The sequence below is a fragment of the Micromonospora sp. CA-240977 genome (genome assembly GCF_050942285.1).
GTDB lineage: Bacteria > Actinomycetota > Actinomycetes > Mycobacteriales > Micromonosporaceae > Micromonospora.
In genome coordinates this window covers 4,699,322-4,719,122 of record NZ_CP192055.1, presented here as the reverse complement: position 1 = coordinate 4,719,122, position 19,801 = coordinate 4,699,322, and the positions used below count along the sequence as shown (strand labels likewise).

Below are 19,801 nucleotides of genomic sequence, written 5' to 3'. Positions count from 1 at the left end.
CTCTCCGTACCCGTCGAACCCGGAGAGGCAAGAACTAACGATTGGACAGCTCATGAAACGGATCAGCCGGTCGATGCGCCGGATAGTGATCGCCCTGGTGACCGCGATGACGGCGACGGTTGGCTTCGTCGTCGCGTCGTCGCCGGCCACCGCCGCCACCAACCAGTTCCGCGGCATGAACTGGGCCATGCTGGGTGACAACTTCAAGACCAGCCCGCTCGTCGTGCAGGGTCTGAGCTCGTCGGACAGCAACGCCACGGTTCGCGCCAAGGCCAACGCCCTGTACGACGACATGGCCTCCACCATGGGGGTCAACACCGTCCGGCTGCCGATCAACACGCACACGGTGGGGACGGCGTGGTGGGAGGCGTACCGGGGCGCCATCGACGCCGCCACCGAGCGCGGGTTCAAAGTCATCCTCGCCTACTGGGAGGACGGCGCCGCCTCCGGTGGCCGCATCACGAACCTCGCCGCGTGGAACGCGATGTGGTCGACTGTGATCAACAACTACGGCTCGAACCCCAACGTCTACTTCGAGCCGATGAACGAGCCGCACGGCTACAGCTCGACGGAGTGGCGCAACGTCGCGGCCAACTGGCTCAGCTCCCACCCCTCGGCGGTGCCCGGCCGGGTGCTCATCGGTGGCACCGGCTTCAGCCAGGACCTGCGTGACATCTGCACCGACAGCCGCTTCAACGCGACACTGCTGTCCTTCCACTACTACGCCTTCTTCTACGGCGCGATGACCTACGACGCCTTCCGCAGCCACATCCAGGTCCGCCTCGGCAACTGCGCCTCCCGCGCGGTCGCCACCGAGTTCGGCGCACCGATGAACGACGGCCGCAACTACGCCGACGCGGGCAGCACCGACAACTTCGTGCGCTACATCCGGGCCATGGCCCAGGTCATGCGCGACAACCAGATGGGCGGCACCTACTGGCCGGCCCTCGGCGGCAAGACCGGCACCATCGGCTACGACTGGTACTCGATGTACGCCCTCAGCGGCAGCGGCACCGACCTCAACCTGACCGTCCGCAACACCTCCGGCGCGGACCGGATCCGCTACGGCTGGGGCGACACCATCGGCGGTGGCGACCCGACGACGCCCCCGCCGTCGACGGGAACGTTCTACCGGCTGACCGTGCGGCACAGCGGCAAGGCCATGGACGTCCAGCAACCGAACACCGACAACGGTGCGCGCGTCGGCCAGTACACGTACGGGGGGAGTGCCTGGCAGCAGTGGCAGTTCCAGGACGCCGGCAGCGGCTACTGGCGCATCATCAGCCGGCACAGCGGAAAGTGTCTCGATGTGGTGAGCGCGTCGACCGCCGACGGCGCGGAGCTCGTTCAGTACACCTGCGGCACCGGCACGAACCAGCAGTTCCAGATGGTCGCCAACGGCAGCTACTTCCAGCTCCGGGCCCGACACAGCAACAAGTGCGTGGACGTACCGGCCGCGTCGACAGCGGACGGCGTGGTCCTCAAGCAGTACACGTGCAACACCGGCGCCAACCAGCAGTGGTCGCGCACCGTCGTCTGACGGTCGTCCCGACTGATCACCGGTACGGCCCGCACACCCCGAGCACCGGGTGTGCGGGCCGTCCCGCGTAGCGGGCACTGTGGAATCCGAACCCGGCCAAGGTCGGCTTTGGTCGGCGACCACAGGTACGGTTTCGGTGCCCGACAGGCACGGGTATCGGCGGTACGTCGCCGGGTCGGGAACGGTCAGGCCGGTGGCGACGGGCCGTGGGAAGGGAGCGAGGGTGGCGCAGCGCAGGGCATTGGTGGTTCGGGGCGGCTGGGAGGGGCACCAGCCGGTCGAAGCGACACAGTTGTTCATCCCCTTCCTCGAACGCGGCGGCTATGCCGTACGGGTCGAGGAGTCGACGGAGATCTACGCCGACGCCGCCGAGATGGCCGACACCGACCTCGTCGTGCAGTGCATGACGATGTCGCAGATCACCGCGGACCAGGTGGCGGGCCTGAGCGCGGCGGTCCGCGCCGGCACGGGCTTCACCGGTTGGCACGGCGGCATCGTGGACTCGTTCCGCGCGTCCTCGGAATACCTGCATCTGGTGGGTGGCCAGTTCGCGACCCATCCGGGCAAGGAGCCCTGCGAGCGGCACGGTGGCGCGGAGGACAACTTCCTGCCGCACACGGTGCGCGTCACCGACCTCGGCCGGGAGCATCCGATCACCGCGGGCGTCGAGGACTTCGACCTGGTCACCGAACAGTACTGGGTGCTGCACGACGACCTGATCGACGTCCTGGCCGTGACGACCCACCCCACGCAGGCCTGGCACCCCTGGCACCGGCCGGTCACCTCACCGGCGATCTGGACCCGGCTCTGGGGCGCCGGGCGCATCGTCGTGACGACCCCGGGACACAGCGTGGACGTGTTGGAGCACGCGAGCGTGCGTACCGTCATCGAGAGGGGGATGGTGTGGGCGACCCGCACGGCATCGGCGTCGTAGGTCTCGGGGTCATCTCCCGCGCCTACCTGGAAACCCTCGCCGACCACCCCGCGGTGCGGATCGCCGCGCTGGCCGACCTCGACGACGCCCGGTCGGCCGCGGTAGCCGCCACCATTCCCGGCGCCGAGGCGACGAGCGTCGAGCGGCTGCTCGCCCGGCCGGACGTACAGACGGTCCTCAACCTCACGATCCCCGCGGCGCACGCCGACATCTCGCTGGCCGCGATCGAGGCCGGCAAGAACGTCTACGTCGAGAAGCCACTCGCCGTCACGTTCCCGGACGGCCGCACGATCATCGACCGGGCCGCATCGGCCGGCGTGCGCGTCGGGTGCGCGCCGGACACCGTGCTGGGCACTGGCACGCAGACGGCGCGGGCGGCGATCGACGACGGGCTCATCGGACGCCCGATGTCCGCGTCGGCGGTCATGGTCACCGCGGGGCACGAGCGCTGGCATCCCAACCCCGACTTCTACTACGCCCCGGGCGGCGGCCCGTTGCTGGACATGGGGCCGTACTACATCTCGGCGCTCATCCACCTGCTCGGACCGGTTCGCGCGGTGGTCGGAGCCGCCACCCGGCTGCGCGACGAGCGCGTCATCGGCTCGGGTCCACGTGTCGGCGAGCGGATCCCGGTGGAGGTGGACACCCACGTCACCGGTGTGCTCGAACACGCCAACGGCGCTCTCTCCACCATCACCACGAGCTTCGACGGGGTCGCGACGACGGCCGCGCCGATCGAGGTACGAGGGGAGACCGGCACGCTCGCCGTACCCGACCCGAACTACTTCGACGGAGAGGTCCGCCTCTTCGCGCTCGGCGGCACCGAATGGCGCGTACTCGAACCGCAGGCCGGCTACGCCGGGTCGTCGCGCGGCATCGGCCTGCTCGACCTGGTCAGGGCCGACGGGCAGCGTCCGGCGCGCGCCGGCGGCGACGTCGGGCTGCACGTCCTGGAGACGATGACCGCCCTGCTCCGGTCGGCGGCCGAGGGCCACCGGATCGAGCTGACGACGGTGGTGGAGCGGCCCGCACCCGTTCCGCTCACCGGGGTCGAGGACTGGAAGGCGTAGCACGCACCGAATACCGGCTCCGCGACGGGTGAGCGGCGCTGATTCTTAACTCCGATGTCACCTTTCGAACCCTCAGGGGACGTGTCGGTGTCCGCACGCAGGAGTTGGCTGTCAGCCGTCGCACATACCCTGACCAGGAGCTGATTCGAGTGCCTTCCTCCCGTCGTACCTTCCTCGCGGGCGGCGCCGCCGCCGGCGTGGGCCTTGCCGTCGCCGGCGGGCTGCCGTCCCTCGCTCAGGCCAGCCCCGGCCGGCCGCACCCGCCGGTCACGACCGGGCCCGTGCCCTTCCCGCCGCTCGTGGACGACCCCAAGGGGATCCTGGCCCTGCCGGAGGGCTTCAACTACACGGTGGTGACCCGGACCGGCGTCACCCGCCTGGACCGTGGCCAGGGCGTCACGCCGTCGGACCACGACGGCATGGCCGTCTACGACGCCGGCCAGGGCCGTTACACCCTGATCCAGAACCACGAGATCGACCCGGGCGCCGAGTTCGGCGTACCGCACGTCAAGGGCACGGTGTACGACGCGGGCGCCGTCGACGCGGGCGGTTGCACCGTGATCAAGACCGACCGCGCGGGCCGTAACCTGGGCGAGTTCGTCGCCCTCTCCGGCACCATCTCCAACTGCGCCGGCGGGCCGACCCCCTGGGGCACCTGGCTCACCTGCGAGGAGACCGAGGACCGGGCCGGCGACGAGTGGGAAGAGGGCGACCGGTCCGGCGTCTACCAGAAGGACCACGGGTACGTCTTCGAGGTCTGGGCCGACGGCAGCGCGGACCCGAAGCCGATCAAGTGCCTGGGCCGCTACTCGCACGAGGCCCTGGCGGTCGACAAGGACCGCACCGCCATCTACCTCTCCGAGGACGCCGACGAGCCCAACGGCCTCTTCTACCGCTGGTCCGCGCCCCGTGGGGTCAAGCTCGGTCCCGGCGTGCTCACCCGCCTCGCGCCGAACGCCGGTGTCCTCGCCGCGATGCAGATCATCATGGACGACGGCTCGGTGCTGCCGGACGTCGCCTACCTGACCTCCGCCCAGTTGGGCCGCCCCTTCCCGGTGCGGTGGATCGAGGTGCCGGACCGCGACGCGCGGCACACGTCAGTGCGTGAGCAGTTCGCCGACGGTCAGGTCACCCGGGGCCGCAAGTTCGAAGGCGTGTGGAGCACCGACGAGGGCGTGTACGTGGTCAACTCCTACGCCTGGGACGACGGTGACCTGCCGGCCGACGCCGCGCCGCACGACGGCATGGTCTGGTTCTACAACTTCCGGACCGAGACCATCCAGTTGGTGACGTACTTCCCGCACCAGACGGCGTCGGAGGAGGGCACGGCGGTCAAGTACAACGACCTCACCTTCGACGGCCCGGACAACGTCTCCGTCACCCCGTGGGGCAGCCTGGTGCTCGCCGAGGACGGCACCGGGGCCTCCCACGTGCTCAGTGCGACTCCGGGCGGGCCGACGTACGCGATCGCCCGCAACCAGCTGAACGATTCGGAGTTCTGCGGGCCGACCTTCAGCGCCGACGGCAAGGTCCTCTTCGTCAACATGCAGGACCCGGGCCTCACCCTGGCGATCACCGGCCCGTGGGAGAAGTACCTGGGCTGACGCGGTCCGACCGCAGCGTGCGGGACAGGCGCTGGTACGGCTCCGGGTCGACAGTGTGTGGTCGGCCCGGAGCCGCACGCCGGGCGGTCAGCCGACCTGGACCAGCCGCCAGTTGTTCCTGGTGCTGCCGTTGTCGGTGTACTGGACGGCCTGGGCGCCCCAGGTGCTGGAGCCGTTGAGGATGGCGAGCACCTTGCCGCTGTTGACGTTGCGGATCCGGTAGGAGCCGTCGCTGTTGGCCACCAGCGTCCAGCGGTGGTCGGCGGTGCCGTTGTCGGCCCACTGCAGGACGCGGGCGTTGTCGGCGGTGGACATGTTCTCGACGCCGAGGACCTTGCCGCTGTTGGCGTTGCGGAACCGCACCGCGCTGCCGTCGGTGATCCGGACCCAGTTGTGGTCGGCGGTGCCGCTGTCGCCCCACACCACGGCCAGACCACCGTCGGCGGTGGACATGTTCTGCACGCCGAGCACCAGGCCGGTGTCGTTGTTCACCAGCTTGTAGGTGTCCCCGGTGCTGGTGCCGCCGCTCACGCTTGTCACGAAGGTCATGACGCTGCGGGCGGGGAGCGTGACGGTGAGGGAGCCGTTCGACATGGTGAGCGCGCCCTGGGGCGCGACGGTCCTGCTCCCGTCGGTCAGCCAGTTCGCGACACTGCCGGACGCTGTGGTGTTCGACAGGGTGAACTGCTGGCTCACCGCCGAGGTGTTCTTGTTGACGGCGACGATCACGACGGTGTCGCCGCCCCGGTACGCCGAGACGTAGACGTTCGACGCCGGGTTCGCCGTCGCGTCGATCCGCACGTATCCGGGGCGGACGAACCTGGCGAAGTGCGCCATCATGGCCCCGCGCTTGCTGATCTGGCCGTCCTCGCGCATGGGGCCGTAGCTGCGCCGCAGATACCACCAGACGTACGCCTGGAACTCGGCGTCGACCATGGCGCGGTGGATGTGCTCACCCACGTCGAGCGCCTCGGGCCAGGCGTCCCCCGAGTTCGTGTTGCTGTTGGGGTAGTAGACCTCCGTCATCCAGAGTTCCTTGCCCGCGCCCTTCTGCTTGAACAGGGGGTAGGCGAAGTTCGAGTACGAGGTGCCGTAGAGGTGCGCCCCGATGATGTCCACGTTGGCCAGCGCGGTGGCGTCGTTGAGGATCGGGTCCGACACGGACTTCACGTACTGGAAGGACTCGGGGGCGATGACCCTGGTGCTGATCGAGCCGGCGTTCTCCTTCAGGAACCGGAGCATCTCGGTGGACGTCCACCACGTCCACTCCGCCGCGTAGTCGGGCTCGTTCTGCACCGAGATGGCGTACAGGTTGACCCCGTTGTTCCGCAGGTGCGTGGTGAAGTCGTTCAGGTGCTGGGCGTACGCGCCGTAGGAGCTGTATCGCAGGCGTCTCGCGTTGGTCTGGCTACCACGGGTGAAGGTCTCGATCATGCTGGCGGGGGGATTCCACGGCGACGCGAAGACGGTGACTCCGAGTTCGACGGCGCGCCTCGCCGTCGCCAGGTCCGCGCTCCAGTCCGCCTGGTTCTCGCCGACGGGGATCCGCAGCAGGGAGAATCCCAGCCGGCCCTCGCCGGTGCCGAACGCCGTGTCCCGCTGGGCGGCGGTCAGGTCGCCGATCCAGGCCGCGTGGGCCATCGCGCCGAAGCCTCGGATCGTCTGTCGCGGCGACGACGGATTGATGTTCGCCGCCGCCGCGGAGGCTTCCGTGGCGCCCACGACCGCCGCGACCGTCGCGACGGGTACGGCCCCCAGGGTCGTCAGGACGGCTCTGCGGCTCACCAATTTTCGCTCGCCGCTCACCGGCTCGTGCTGATCCTGCGTCATGTTGCGTCCTCCTGGCTGGTGGTGGTACGCGCCTTCGCGGTTGCCTCGGCCCGGTCGGCACCGGTCTGCTGCGTCGCCGCCGGGCGACGGGATCCCGGTGGCGATGACCATTCGATGTCGATCGAATGACATAACTGTTAACGCTAACAACGACGGGAGTCTAAGTTCTGCCCCCACCGAAGGTCAAGAACCAGCAGGTCAGTGAGCGGGTGACCGCTCGGCGTGACCGGGTCGCCAAGTGGTTATCGCATGGTGTACGCCTGACTATTGTCATGACCGCCCGTGCGGCCTACATCGAACGCCGTGACTATCTGCACTGGGGGCCGCCCCGTCCCGTCGGCGAGACTCGATTCAACGCCGGAACACCAGCCGGCCGAATCGGAAGGGGCGGCGGGACAGTGGACGAACGCTACGACAGCTACTGCGCCGCGGATCCGCTGTTCTACGATTCGCTCGGCAGCGCCACGGCACAGCCGGTCTTCCCGGCCGCCGAACGGCCGCTGCCGACCGGCTGGCGCCGTGAGCCGCTCGACGACTGGCTGATCTACGCACCCGACGGCGGTTCGTTGCCGCAGCAGGGCTGGAAGATCCACGTGTCGGCGGGGCTGGCGAACGCCGAGCGGGTGCTGGACGCCGTCTGGGACTACTGCGTCCCCCGCGGCCTGTCCTTCAAGTTCCTCAGCGGGCCGCGCACGCTGCTGCTGCGCAACTCCAAGTACGCCGCCCGGGCCGCCAGTGGCAAGTTCATCACTGTCTACCCCCGCGACGACGCGGAGCTGGAGCTGGCCTGCAAGGAGCTCGACGAACTACTCACCGGCGAGACCGGGCCGTACATCCTCAGTGACCTCCGCTACGGCAACGGCCCGGTGCACGTGCGCTACGGCGGCTTCGCCGCCCGCTACTGCCACTCGCCCGACGGCCAGGTGGTGGCGGCGATCGAGGATGAGTCCGGCACGCTGGTGCCGGACCGCCGCGAGCCCGTCTTCCACGTACCGTCCTGGATCACCCTGCCCGACTTCCTCAGCCCGCACCTGGCCGCCCGCAGCGCGACAAGCACCAACGAGGTGCCGTACCGGATCGAGCGGGTGATCCACTTTTCCAACGGCGGTGGGCTGTACGTGGGCCGGGACCTGCGTACCGACACCGAGGTGGTGCTGAAGGAGGCCCGGCCGCACGCCGGCCTGGACGCGGACGGCACCGACGCCGTCGCCCGGCTGGCCCGCGAGGCGGAGGCCCTGCGGCAACTCGCCGACCTGCCGCAGGTGCCACTGGTGCACGACGAGTTCGTCCTGGGCGAGCACCACTTCCTCGCGCTCGAGTTCATCGAGGGCCGACCGCTGAACAAGGTGCTTGTCGACAGGTACCCGCTGATCGACGCCGACGCGACAGACGACGACCGGGCGGAGTACGCCCGCTGGGCCCGGCAGACCTACGAACAGGTCGAGACCGTCATCGCGGCGATCCACGAGCGCGGCCTGGTCTACGGGGACCTGCACCTGTTCAACATCATGATCCGGCCGGACGACCAGGTCGCCCTCGTCGACTTCGAGGTGGCCGCCCCGATCGCCGGGCACCGCCGACCCGGGCTGCGCAACCAGGGCTTCGCCGCCCCGCGCGACCGGACCGGACCGGCTGTCGACAGGTACGCCCTGGCGTGCCTGCGGTTGGCGCTGTTCCTGCCGCTGACCCAGTTGGTCCGGCTCGCACCGGCGAAGGTGACGCACCTGGCCGACATCATCGCCGCGAACTTCCCGGTGCCCAGGTCCTTCCTCGACCCCGCGGTCGAGGAGATCACCGGTGGCCGCCAGGTCGCCGCGGACCCGAGCGGCACCCTGCGCGCCGACGACTGGCCCGCCACGCGGGACCTACTGGTCACCGCGATCCGGGCCAGCGCCACTCCCGAGCGCGACGACCGGCTCTTCCCCGGTGACATCGAGCAGTTCCGCAGCGGCGGCCTCAACCTCGCCCACGGGGCGGCGGGAGTGCTGTACGCGCTCGATCGGAGCGGCGCCGGGCGGTGGCCCGAGCACGAGGACTGGCTGGTGCGGCGGGCGACAGCGCCACCATCCGGGACCCGCTGCGGCTTCTACGACGGGCTGCACGGCGTCGCCTACGCCCTCGAACACCTCGGACGTCGGCAGGACGCGCTGGACGTCGTCGACATCTGCCTGCGCGAACCCCTGGACGGGCTGGACCACAGCCTGGCGAACGGGTTGTCCGGGATCGCCCTGAACCTGGCCGAGATGGCCGCGCGTACCGGGGAAGTGTCGCTGCACGACGCCGCGTGGCGAGTCGCCGAGCGAGTGATCGGGCAGTTGGCCGACGACCCGGGACCGGACGTCAGCGGGGGACGAAACCCGTACGCCGGGCTGCTGCGCGGCCGAACCGGACCGGCGCTGATGCTGCTGCGGCTCTTCGAGCTCAGCGGTGACAACGAGCTGCTGACGCACGCCGCCACGGCGCTGCGCCAGGATCTGCGCCGGTGTGTGCTGCGCCCGGACGGTGCCCTGGAGGTCAACGAGGGCTGGCGGACCATGCCGTACCTGGCGCATGGCAGCGTCGGTATCGGGCTGGTCCTCGACCAGTACCTGCGGCACCGCGCCGACGAACGGTTCGCCGAGGCGAGCGCGGGAATCCGCCGCGCGGCGCGGTCACCGTTCTACGCACAGTCCGGGCTCTTCGCCGGCCGGGCCGGCATCATCGCGTACCTCGCCGCCTCGACCGACGACGCCGACCGCCGGGAACTCGGCGCGCAGGTGGACCGACTGAGCTGGCACGCGCTGCCGTACCGGGAGGGACTCGCGTTCCCCGGTGAGCAGTTGCTGCGGCTCTCCATGGACTTCGGCACCGGCACCGCCGGCGTGCTCTTCGCGCTGGCCTGCGCGCGGCACGACCGCCCGCCGGTGCTGCCCTTCCTCGCGCCGCTTGCGGGCGCGAAGAGACTCCCTCGCGACAGCGAGGGCGACAGGATCGACGAACGGATGGAAGGGAGGTGAACGACATGGCGCTTCTGGACCTCCAGGGCCTGGAGATGGCTCCGGCCGACCGCACGGGTGGCGGTAGCCGGGCGAGCCTGCTGCTCTGCGGCGACAGCTCGCTCTCCGTCACGACCTGCAACTGATCCATCGCAGAACGCGATTGCCCTGGGTGGGTAGACGTGCCCACCCAGGGCGACCGCGTAGCAATGGGAGGACCGATGCCAACGTTCGACGCGGGGGACCGGCTGCTGCGGCGGACGGCCCGGGCCGGCGGTGGCTGGACTCTTGGACTCGCGGCGGTCGCGCTACTCGGCGCGGCCGCCGAACTGTTGCTACCCGCGGCCCTCGGCCGCGCCGTCGACGCCGCCCTCGGCGGGGGCTCCGGCTGGTGGGCGGTGTCCGCCGCTGCCCTGGTCGTCGTCCTCATCGGCGTCGACACCCTCACGGACCTGGCCAGCGGTTTCGGCGCGGCGCACGCCACCGCCGGGCTGCGCCGGCACCTGCTGCGGCACGTGTTCGCCCTGGACGTCCGCGCCACCCGCCGCTACCCGGTGGGTGACCTCGTCGGCCGGCTGGTCGGCCAGGCCGCCGACGCGGGGCAGGCCGGCAACGCCGTGGTGCTGGCCGTCGTGGCGGTGCTTCCACCGCTCGGCAGCGTCGTCGCGCTCACCATCATGGAACCGGTCCTCGGAATCACACTGCTCGTCGGTCTCGTCCTGCTCGCCGTCCTCATGCGCGCCTTCGTGGCCGACGCCTCGGCCGCGACCGCCGGGTACCAACGGGTCCTCGGCACCATCGCCGGCCGGCTGCTGGAGTCGCTGACCGGCGCCCGGACCATTGCCGCCGCCGCCACCGTCCACCGCGAGGAGGACCGCGTGCTGGCGGCGCTGCCCGAGCTGGGCCGGCACGGCCGGCGGAGTTGGGAGCTGCTGGCCCGGGCGAGCGCGCGCACCTCCGCCGTGGCACCACTGCTGCACCTGAGCGTCGTCGCGGTCGGCGGGTACGCCCTGACCGCAGGCTGGCTCACACCGGGCCAACTGGTCGCCGCGGTCCGGTACGCGGCAATGGGCGCCGGGCTCGGCGGGGTGCTCGCCACACTGAATCACCTGGTCCGCAGCCGCGCGGGCGCACACCGGGTCGCCGAGCTACTGCAACAGCCGGTCGCACCGGTGGGCGACCGGCCGCTCCCGCCCGGCCGCGGGGCCCTGCGACTGCGCGGGCTGCGCGTGTACGCCGATGACGGCCGGCCCATCCTCGACGGCATCGACCTGGACATACCTGCCGGCGCGACAGTGGCTGTCGTCGGAGCGTCAGGTGCCGGCAAGTCGACACTGGCCGCCGTGGCGGGACGGCTGCACGACCCCGACGACGGTGAGGTGCGACTCGACGGTGTGCCGCTGCGCGACCTCGACGGGCCCGCGCTGCGTCGAGCCGTCGGCTATGCCTTCGACCGGCCGGTGCTCGTCGGCGAGACGGTCCACGACGCGATCGGGTTGGCGCTGCCTGTCGACTCGCCGCCGCCGACCGACCGGAGTCCGGCCTCGCCGGCGGTCCGCCGGGCGGCCCACCTGGCGGCGGTCGCCGACGTGATCGACCGGCTGCCCGACGGTTACCGCACCCCGATGGCGGACACACCGCTCTCCGGAGGCGAGACCCAACGCCTCGGCCTGGCCCGGGCGTTCGCCGCCGAGCGGCTGCTCATCCTGGACGACGCGACGTCCAGCCTGGACACCGCGACCGAGCACCGGATCACCCAGGCGCTGATCGGGTGGGCCGGCGAGCGTACCCGACTGGTGGTCACCCACCGGCCGGCAGTGGCCGCGGCCGCCGACCTCGTCGCCTGGCTGGACGGCGGTCGACTGCGCGGGCTGGCGCCGCACCGGCTGCTCTGGGACGACCCCGACTACCGGGCTGTCCTCCAGCCCGTCGGCGGTGGCTCGTGAGCCGACCCAGCGTACGACGGGTGACCTGGCGGGCACTGCGGGCCCGCCGGCGCGATCTCGCCCGGCTCTGCGGCTGGTCGCTCGTCGAGTCGCTGCCCGCGCTGCTCGCCGGCCTCCTGGTCGCCCGCGCCGTCGACGAGGGTTTCCTGGCCGGACGTCTCCTCGACGGCCTGGCGTGGTTGGCGGCGCTCGCCGTGGCCGTGCTTGTCGGCGCGGCGGCGACCGGTCGGACGTACCGTTGCCTCGGCGCCGTGGTCGAGCCGTTCCGCGACGAGGTGGCCGCCCAGGTGGTCCGGGGTTCGTTGCGCGAGGCCACCCGGGCGGGTGGCCGCCCGGACAGCGCCGCCGTGACCCGGCTGACCCACCAGATGGAAATCGTCCGCGACACGTTCGCCGGTCTGCTGATGGTGACCCGCGGCTTCGTCTTCTCCGCTGGCGCGGCCCTGCTCGGCCTCCTCGCCCTGGCGCCGGTGGTGGCGGCGCTGGCCGCCGCGCCGCTGGTCGCCGGCCTGGCCGTGTTCCTCGCCGCGTTGCCGGCGATGGCCGCGCACCAGCGCGCGTACGTCCGGGCCGGTGAGCGGCTTGGCCAGTCGGCCGCGGCGGCGCTGGCCGGTCACCGCGACGTGCTGGCCTGTGGCGCCCAGGCACGCGTGACGGCCGACGTGGAACGCCTGGTGTCGGCGCAGGCCGCCGCCGAACGCACCCTCGCCCGGATGGCCGCGATCCGCAGCCTCAGCCTCGGCATCGGCGGCTGGTTGCCGCTTGTGGTGCTGCTCGCGGCCGCTCCCTGGCTGGTGGAGCGCGGGTTGACGGCGGGGGCGGTGCTGGGCGCGCTGATCTACGTCTCCACCGGCCTGCAACCCGCCCTGCACACCCTGGTGCAGGGCCTCGGTGGCGGCGGGCTGCGGTACGCGATCACCCTGGAGAACATCCTGCGCACCGGCCCGGGGCCCGACGACGACCCCCGCCGGTCCGGCCCCGCCACCCGGACACCCCGCTCCCGCCCGTCCACCGGGCCGGTCGGCCGCTCGCCGGCCGTCGAGGTCCGGGGGCTGACCTTCGGCTACGGCCCGCGCGCCCGGCCGGTCCTGCGGAACTTCTCGCTGACGGTGGCCGACGGGGAGCACCTCGCCGTTGTGGGTCCGAGCGGCGCGGGAAAGTCCACACTGGCCGCCCTGATCGCGGGGCTGGTGCCACCGCAGGCCGGTACGGTCCACCTGGCCGGTGCGCCGGTCGCCGACGCCGAGCCGGACGTCGTGGCCGGCATGCGGGTGCTGGTGCCTCAGGAGGCGTACGTCTTCAGCGGCAGTCTCGCCGACAACCTCCGCTACCTGCGGCCGGACGTCGACGACCACACGCTGGAGGCCACAGTCGACGCGCTCGGTGCGCGCCCGCTGGCCACCCGCCTGGGTGGGCTGGGCGCGCCGGTCGCGCCGGCCCTGCTCTCCGCCGGGGAGCGGCAGCTCATCGCGGCGGCCCGGGCCTGGCTGGCACCCGCCCCGCTGGTGATCCTCGACGAGGCGACCTGTCACCTGGACCCGGCGCTGGAGGCGACCGTCGAGAGCGCCTTCGCCCGGCGGCCCGGCAGCCTCGTGGTGATCGCGCACCGGATCAGTTCCGCGCTGCGGGCCGATCGGGTGCTGGTCCTCGACGGCGACGAGCCCGTGCTGGGGACGCACGGGCAGTTGCTGGCCCGCTCGGCCACCTACCGGGCGCTCGTCGGCTGCTGGGACGATCCGGTGCCGCCGCCCCGGACGGCACCGGCGCGGCGGGGCTGAACCCCAGGCCCCAGCCGACGGCGCCGGTCAGATCCAGCCCGCCTCGCCGGCCATCCGCACGGCCTCCACCCGGGTGCGCGCGCCCACCTTGCGGGCGATCCGACCGAGATGGTTGCGGACGGTGCCCCGGGTGAGCCCCAGCGACACCGCCACCTCCGCGACCGGCGCCCCCGCCGCCGTCAGCCTCAACACCTCGGTCTCGCGGCTGGTCAGCGGGCCGTCCGAGCGCAGCGCCGCGACGACGAGATCGGCGTCGAGCACCGGCTCCCGGCGGGCGAGCCGGCGAATGCCGTCGACGACCCGGTGGGGGGCGGCGTCGCTGGGCAGGATGCCGACCGTCCGGGTCGGGCGGAACATGCCGCGCAGCCGCCGGGCCCGCTGTGGGTGGGCCAGCACCAGGACGGGGCACTGGCCGAGGCGGTTCGACTCGACCTCCTCGACGAAGTCGAGGTCGGCCACCACCACGTCGGGGCGTTGGGCGCGGACGGCCGCGGACACCGCGTCGCCGCGATCGACCTCCGCGACGACGCGGATGTCGTCCTCGGCGGCCAGGACGAACGACAGCGCGCCCAGCACCAGGGCGCCGTCCAAGGCGAGCAGGGTACGGATCACAATGAGCCTTCCCACACTCCGATGGTTATGACTAAACGTCAATATTCAAACACGCATCCATCGGGTCCGCACGGCGACGGGGCGGGCCCGGACACCTTCGCCGGACCCGCCCGCTCGGCTACAACCAGCCGTTACTCCGCGCGCGCCACACCGCTTCCAACCGGTTGCGCGCCCCCGTCTTGCGGAGTATCACCGACAGATGGTTGCGCACCGTCCCGTGTGCCAGGTAGAGGCGGGCCGCGATCTCCTTCAGGGGCAGCCCCTCGGCGGCCATCCGCAGCACGTCCATCTCGCGAGGCGTCAACGGGATCTCCGGGGGGCTCAGCACCGCCACCGCCGCGGCCGGGTCGATCGCCCGTTCCCCGGCCGCCAGCGCACGGATCGCCCGCACCAGCTCCGCCAGGGAGCTGTCCTTCCCGACCAGGCCGCGCGCGCCGGCCGCCAGCGCCGCCTCCACGAGGGAGGGGCTCCACCGAGGGCTCATCGCCAGTACGGCGGCGTGCGGCGCGTCGGCGCTGATCCGGGCGACCACCTCCACCGGGTCGGACAGTTCCGGCGTCAGCGCCAGCACCACCACCTGGGGTCGGCACCGCCGGACCACAGTCAACAGCTCGCCGACGCCCTCGACGTCGGCGACCACCTTCATGTCCTCCTCACCCGACAGCGCGGCGCAGAGCGCGCCGCGCAGCAAACCCATGTCCTCGGCAACGACAACGTGGATCACCACGTTTCTCCGATCTCAGGTACGCGTCACACCGGCCCCCGATCCCGGAACATCCACGGGTTGGTCAGGGCGGTCGCGCGCGACGGACGGACAGGCATGGCCCGGGGCACCATCACGGCGGACGGGCACGGGCACTGGTCGACCAGACCGGCGGGTGGAACGGCCGTGCGGGCCAGCCACCCGGGGTCGGTCGGTCCGCCTCAGCCCGGGCGGGCGATCGGAGCCGGAGCGCGGCTCCCGACGAGAAGTGGCACGAGATCGCAGGGCTGCCCAACGCCGAGCTGCGACTGCCGGTCGGCTGGCCGGACCAGTCCCGGCGCGGGCGGCGATCCGTCGTCGGCCCCGGCGGCGTCCTGGTCGGCGGGCGTGACGGGTCGGCCCGGAAGATAGGCCGCCGCGGTCACCGCATCCCGGCGCGGGGCGAGGTGCCCGGTCGAGGCCATGGGGCCGGGCGGCGCGGGTTCGACGACGGACATCCGCGGTGGCACGGCCGGAGCTGGCACCGCCGCGGCGCGTACCGCCGCGACCGCCGCGACCGCCGATTCCGCCGACTCCGCCGCCGCAGCTGGCGGCGTCGGCATGGTCGGGGTGGGCGGCGGGTCGGCCATCGGCGCGAGAACCCGCCTGAGCGCTGGGGGAGCGGGCGGTGCGGGTGCCGCCGGAACGATCGTCACGTCGAGAGCGGGCGCCAGAACGGCGTCGGTGACATGGCAGAGCGCCATGACGACAGGCCCGATCGGCACCGCGCGCACGATGCTGACGATGTGTGACAGTGGGGTGGTCACGGTGTCCACGACGTGCGGCAGCGGGGCGGTCACGGAGTCCACGACGTGCGGCAGCGGGGCGGTGATCAGGTCCGGCGCGGGCGTGCCGGCGGGTCTGTGCATCGCTGGCGCGGCGGAGGGCGGCTGTCGTGTCGGATCAGCGGGCGGCCGCGACGTGTGAACGCGGTGAGCTGGACGATGAGCCGCGGGAGCTGCGGAGGCCGGCTGGAGTCTTTCGCGCTGCGCCGCGCCGGTCGCGTCGACCCGGGACAGCGGCACGGACAGCGGCGACGCGTCCGCCGCCCGCCGAGACATCGGCGCGGGTGTCGTGTCGCGGGGGGCGACGACGCCACCGACGGCCCCGGTCAGCGGGCCCTCGGGGTTGCTTCCGTGGCGGTCGTCGGCATCTGCGGCCCGCCGGCGGTCACGGTCGGGGTGTGCCGCCTCCGCGAGCCTCGCGACCGGCTCGACCAGACCGCCGATCTCCAGATGAGGCTCGGAACCGGAGCCGATGCGTATCCCGTCGGCAGCGGCCGGCCCCTGGAACAGGGCGGCCAGAAGGAAACCGGCCCCGACGGCGACCGCGAACAGCACCACCCGCCGGGTGAGCCTGCGCAGTCGGTCAGCCACGAGCGGCGCGGATCGGCCCGGCGCGGACATCGGCGCGGTTCCGTTGACGGGACTTCGCACGCGGGCACGACCCCCTTCCCTCTGGATTGCTGACCCATAGTAGCTATGCACTCACCCATGCGCATCCGGTGATGTGTGCGATCGTCGCGTCGGGTAGACGACTCCTCGCCGCGTGCCCGGCCTCGGGGGGTGAGCTGAGCGCGTCGACGCTCCCGCGCCTCGCTCTGCCACGGGAGGGAACACCCCCGAGGGAGGGAGGCGTCAGCATGCTGGCCCGACGATGGTGCTGGTATGTCTGCCTTCAGAGGTCCGCGCTGGGCGTACGGCGCCCTCGCATGGTTGCTCTTCTTTGTGGTGTCCCATGTGCTCCTGGTGTTCTTTCCCGGTGACGATCCGACCGGTGACGGTCCCTGGAGCATGCGGGCCTACGTGATCTTCAACGTGGTGCTCATCTCGATATCGGCGCTCGGGGCAGCCGTCGTCCTCGCCACCGTCCGGCCCTGGGCTCGACACCTTCCCCGGTGGTTACTCCTGCCGCCGCTCCTGTCCGGCAGCGTCCTGCTCGTCCTCCGGGGCGTCCCGGGGATGGCCGAGAACCTGCTGATGGTGACCGGTATCCGCCGCGGCGGATTCGTCGGAGCCGACGACATCCCCACTGGCGAGTTCTGGGCCGGCCTCGGGATCAACACCTACTTCTTCCTGGGGGCCGTGCTGCTGGTGGGGGCAACCGTCTCCTACCGCCGCCGGTCAGTGGAGACCGGTCCGAGGAGCGCGCCGGATCCGTCCGGGTGACGCATCCCGAGGCCGTACGCGCTGAACCCGCGTGCGTTCGCCGTCGGTTCGTCCCGCCGGTAGGCTCCATCGGCGGCGTCAGCCACCTCCTCGCACACGGCGAGCACCGTCACCGAGCGACGCACCATCGAGCGAGTCCCGTAACCCGGACGAGAGGCGGACCACCACGTGACGGCGGTACCAGACCAGCTGCGCACGGCTGTGGATCCGGCGGGCCCCGGGCAGGCAGGGGCGGAAGAGGATCTGCGGGCGTTGTTCGGGCAGTCCACAGCGGTCTTCGCCTCGCTGGCGGGACCGGAGCATCTGGTGGAGACGGCGAACCCGGCGTTCTTCGCCACCATCGGCGAAGAACGGGCTCGCACCGGGGTCGCGCTTGTCGACCTGATGCCCGAACTGGCCGGTCAGGGCTTCGTCGCGCTGCTGGACCAGGTCTACCGCACGGGTGAGCCGTACACCGGCAGCGACGTCCGGATCATGCTGGGCACCGGCCCGCAGGCGCGGGAGACGTTCTTCGACTTCACCTACGAGCCGCGCCGGGACGCCGCCGGTCAGGTCTCGGGCATCCGGGTGCTCGGCGTGGAGACCACCCAGGTCAAGCAGGCCCAACGGCTGATGGCCGAACACCGTGCCCTGGTGGAGCAGATCGCCCGTCAGGCGCCCCTGGCCGAGGTGCTCGACGGGATGGCCCGCTGTATCGAGAACCTCGCCCCGCAGGAGGTGCTCGTCTCCGTCCTCCTCGCCGATCCCGACGGTCGGCACCTGCGCCACGGCGCCGCACCCAGCCTCCCCGACTTCTACAACGAGGCCATCGACGGGATCGCCACCGGCGAGGGCGTCGGCTCCTGCGGCACCGCCGCCCACCGCCGGCAACCGGTGATCGTCACCGACATCGGCACCGACCCCTTCTGGGACGACTTCCGGCACCTGGCCGAGCAGGCTGACCTGTCGGCCTGTTGGTCCACGCCGATCCTGGCCCGCGACGGCGGCCTCCTGGGCACCTTCGCCATGTACCACCGCACCCCGCGCGCCCCACAGGACTCCGACCTCGCCCTGGCCCGGGTCTTCGCCGGCACCGCTGCCCTGGCCATCGAGTGTCACCACAGCGAGCAGGCCCGCCGAGCCGCCGAGGCACGTGCCAGGTCCGCCCATGACGAGCTGGCCAAGGTGGTACGCGTCGAACGGGAGCTGCGCGCCGAGGCCGAGCAGCGCGCGACCGCCGCCGCGGAACTCGCCGCCCGGATGCGCGCCGCGGCAGCCGCGCAGGCGGCCATGCCGCACCCGGAGCAGTGCGAACTCGGTGGTGCCCTGGGATGCACCGCCGCGGCCGAAATCAAGATCGCTGATTCGTGGGGCGACGCGGCGTGGGGCTGCTCCGCCCACGTCGAGGAGGCCATCCTCAACGTACGGTCGGTCTTCATCGCGAGCGAGGAGCTCGGTGGCCTGGCCGCGTACCTCAGGCGCTAGACGAGTAGGTCCGGACCGTGCCGGCCAGGGGCGCCTGACCCTGGCTCGGGCTGTGCGGGACGCAGCCGGCGGTCGGCGGTGACCGTCGGTCGCCGGGGTAGCCTCGGCGTCGTGCTGCGGCGGTGGATCCTGGCGATCGTGATGGTGGCGTGCGGCGTGTTGGTCCTGGTGGCGCAACTGGCCGCCGGTCTGCCGGCCGTCGGCGGCGTCGAATTGTTGATCTTCTTGGCGCTGGCATTCGTGCTGTCGCCGTGGGCGTTCCCCCGGTCGGTGGACGCCACCGAGGCGCAGCGGGCCAGCGCGGCGGACGGACGACCTGTCGTGTACTGGCGCCCCGGCTGTCGTTACTGCCTCCAGCTCCGGTTCTCGCTCGGTCGGCTCGCCCGTCGGGCGCACTGGGTGGACATCTGGCGCGATCCGGCGGGTGCCGCCGCGGTCCGGGCGGTGGCCGGCGGCAACGAGACGGTGCCTACCGTCGTGCTCCGCGGTCGGGCGGTGGTGAACCCGGACCGGGCCTGGCTCCGCGAGCAGCTCCGGTCGGGTTGAGCGCGCCGAGGGGCGACGGAGGGTGTCATCGCGCCAGCGCGTCGCGGCGACGGGGGAGTGTCGGCGGTCGGTTACGGCAAACCTCCCCGCGGCGGCCCCGGATGCCGGCACGATGAGATGGATTCGCCAGGTGGCGCGGTGAGCGGGGGTCGGCCGTGAACGACGGATTGGTGACCAGGCGGAGTGCCAGCGATGTCGGCGAGACAGTTGCGGCGCTGCGGGCCGAGGCGGAACGCATGGGCGCTGCGGTGGCGGCGGTGGTCGACCACGCGGCGGCCGCTCGTAAGGCCGGGCTGACAATGCCCGACACGCAGGTCGTCATCTTCGGCAACCCGCAGGCGGGCACACCACTCATGCGGGCCTGTCCCGAGATCGCCATCGACCTGCCCATGCGCCTCATGGTGCGCGACGACGGCCAGCCCGGCGCCCTGATCACCTGGCAGGACCCGGCGTACCTCGCCCAGCGCTACGGACTGGGCGAGGACCAACTCGCGCCTCTGCAGGCCCCTGGCAAGATCGCCGCGGCGGTCGACGGCCACTGAGCGCGGCCCGCGGCGGTGCGTCAGGAGGCGGCTCGGGTCGGAGTGCGCAG

17 protein-coding genes are annotated in these 19,801 nt (G+C 72.1%); 13 read left to right on the top strand and 4 right to left on the bottom strand.

What is annotated here, in order from left to right:
• The first annotated feature begins 52 nt into the window (after positions 1-52).
• The 4 genes from ACQPWW_RS21455 to ACQPWW_RS21440 all read left to right on the top strand — a co-directional run bounded on the left by ACQPWW_RS21455 (position 53) and on the right by ACQPWW_RS21440 (position 5,148).
• A complete protein-coding gene (locus ACQPWW_RS21455; protein WP_433125019.1) occupies positions 53-1,540 on the top strand; it encodes an RICIN domain-containing protein in 1,488 nt (495 codons plus the stop codon).
• 223 nt (positions 1,541-1,763) lie between these two features.
• The gene (locus tag ACQPWW_RS21450; protein ID WP_433125018.1) at positions 1,764-2,474 is read left to right on the top strand and encodes a ThuA domain-containing protein; all 711 of its coding nucleotides are present in this window, start codon (positions 1,764-1,766) and stop codon (positions 2,472-2,474) included.
• Positions 2,444-3,544, top strand: a complete 1,101-nt coding sequence (locus ACQPWW_RS21445) for a Gfo/Idh/MocA family protein (protein WP_433125017.1) — start codon at positions 2,444-2,446, stop codon at positions 3,542-3,544. The genes ACQPWW_RS21450 and ACQPWW_RS21445 overlap by 31 nt, the downstream gene beginning before the upstream one ends.
• Positions 3,545-3,693: 149 nt before the next feature.
• Entirely contained in the window at positions 3,694-5,148 is a 1,455-nt protein-coding gene (locus ACQPWW_RS21440) for an alkaline phosphatase PhoX (RefSeq protein ID WP_433125016.1), read from the top strand.
• A gap of 87 nt (positions 5,149-5,235) precedes the next feature.
• Here ACQPWW_RS21440 and ACQPWW_RS21435 read toward each other — a convergent pair whose 3' ends face one another.
• Positions 5,236-6,978, bottom strand: coding sequence for an RICIN domain-containing protein (locus ACQPWW_RS21435; RefSeq protein ID WP_433125015.1), 1,743 nt, complete (start codon positions 6,976-6,978; stop codon positions 5,236-5,238).
• 398 nt (positions 6,979-7,376) lie between these two features.
• Here ACQPWW_RS21435 and lanKC point away from each other — a divergent pair, with 398 nt between their 5' ends.
• From lanKC to ACQPWW_RS21415, 4 genes are all read left to right on the top strand, one after another.
• Complete coding sequence (gene lanKC, locus ACQPWW_RS21430) at positions 7,377-9,974, top strand: class III lanthionine synthetase LanKC (RefSeq protein WP_433125013.1); 2,598 nt, start codon at positions 7,377-7,379, stop codon at positions 9,972-9,974.
• Between the two features lie 5 nt (positions 9,975-9,979).
• On the top strand, positions 9,980-10,099 hold the full coding sequence (locus ACQPWW_RS21425) for a SapB/AmfS family lanthipeptide (protein ID WP_013734295.1): 120 nt from the start codon (positions 9,980-9,982) through the stop codon (positions 10,097-10,099).
• Between the two features lie 75 nt (positions 10,100-10,174).
• Positions 10,175-11,899, top strand: a complete 1,725-nt coding sequence (locus tag ACQPWW_RS21420; RefSeq protein ID WP_433125012.1) for an ABC transporter ATP-binding protein — start codon at positions 10,175-10,177, stop codon at positions 11,897-11,899.
• A complete protein-coding gene (locus ACQPWW_RS21415; RefSeq protein WP_433125011.1) occupies positions 11,896-13,677 on the top strand; it encodes an ATP-binding cassette domain-containing protein in 1,782 nt (593 codons plus the stop codon). Before ACQPWW_RS21420 ends, ACQPWW_RS21415 begins: the two co-directional genes overlap by 4 nt.
• A 27-nt stretch (positions 13,678-13,704) precedes the next feature.
• Here ACQPWW_RS21415 and ACQPWW_RS21410 read toward each other — a convergent pair whose 3' ends face one another.
• The 3 genes from ACQPWW_RS21410 to ACQPWW_RS21400 form a co-directional block, all read right to left on the bottom strand.
• Positions 13,705-14,304, bottom strand: coding sequence for a response regulator transcription factor (locus ACQPWW_RS21410; RefSeq protein WP_433125010.1), 600 nt, complete (start codon positions 14,302-14,304; stop codon positions 13,705-13,707).
• Positions 14,305-14,407: 103 nt separating this feature from the next.
• A complete protein-coding gene (locus ACQPWW_RS21405) occupies positions 14,408-15,013 on the bottom strand; it encodes a response regulator transcription factor (RefSeq protein ID WP_433125009.1) in 606 nt (201 codons plus the stop codon).
• Positions 15,014-15,213: 200 nt separating this feature from the next.
• Positions 15,214-15,900: a hypothetical protein gene (locus ACQPWW_RS21400; RefSeq protein WP_433125008.1), complete on the bottom strand. Its 687-nt coding sequence runs from the start codon at positions 15,898-15,900 to the stop codon at positions 15,214-15,216.
• Between the two features lie 267 nt (positions 15,901-16,167).
• Between ACQPWW_RS21400 and ACQPWW_RS21395 the strand changes: the two genes are divergently transcribed.
• The 5 genes from ACQPWW_RS21395 to ACQPWW_RS21375 all read left to right on the top strand — a co-directional run bounded on the left by ACQPWW_RS21395 (position 16,168) and on the right by ACQPWW_RS21375 (position 19,751).
• Positions 16,168-16,500: a hypothetical protein gene (locus ACQPWW_RS21395; RefSeq protein WP_433125006.1), complete on the top strand. Its 333-nt coding sequence runs from the start codon at positions 16,168-16,170 to the stop codon at positions 16,498-16,500.
• A 198-nt stretch (positions 16,501-16,698) separates the two neighbouring features.
• On the top strand, positions 16,699-17,199 hold the full coding sequence (locus tag ACQPWW_RS21390) for a hypothetical protein (protein WP_433125005.1): 501 nt from the start codon (positions 16,699-16,701) through the stop codon (positions 17,197-17,199).
• A gap of 168 nt (positions 17,200-17,367) precedes the next feature.
• Positions 17,368-18,663, top strand: coding sequence for a GAF domain-containing protein (locus ACQPWW_RS21385; RefSeq protein ID WP_433125003.1), 1,296 nt, complete (start codon positions 17,368-17,370; stop codon positions 18,661-18,663).
• A 111-nt stretch (positions 18,664-18,774) separates the two neighbouring features.
• A complete protein-coding gene (locus ACQPWW_RS21380; protein WP_433125001.1) occupies positions 18,775-19,209 on the top strand; it encodes a glutaredoxin domain-containing protein in 435 nt (144 codons plus the stop codon).
• Positions 19,210-19,379: 170 nt separating this feature from the next.
• Positions 19,380-19,751 carry a DUF302 domain-containing protein gene (locus ACQPWW_RS21375; protein ID WP_433125000.1) on the top strand — a complete coding sequence of 124 codons (372 nt, stop codon included), beginning with the start codon at positions 19,380-19,382 and terminating at the stop codon, positions 19,749-19,751.
• The last annotated feature ends 50 nt before the right edge of the window (positions 19,752-19,801 follow it).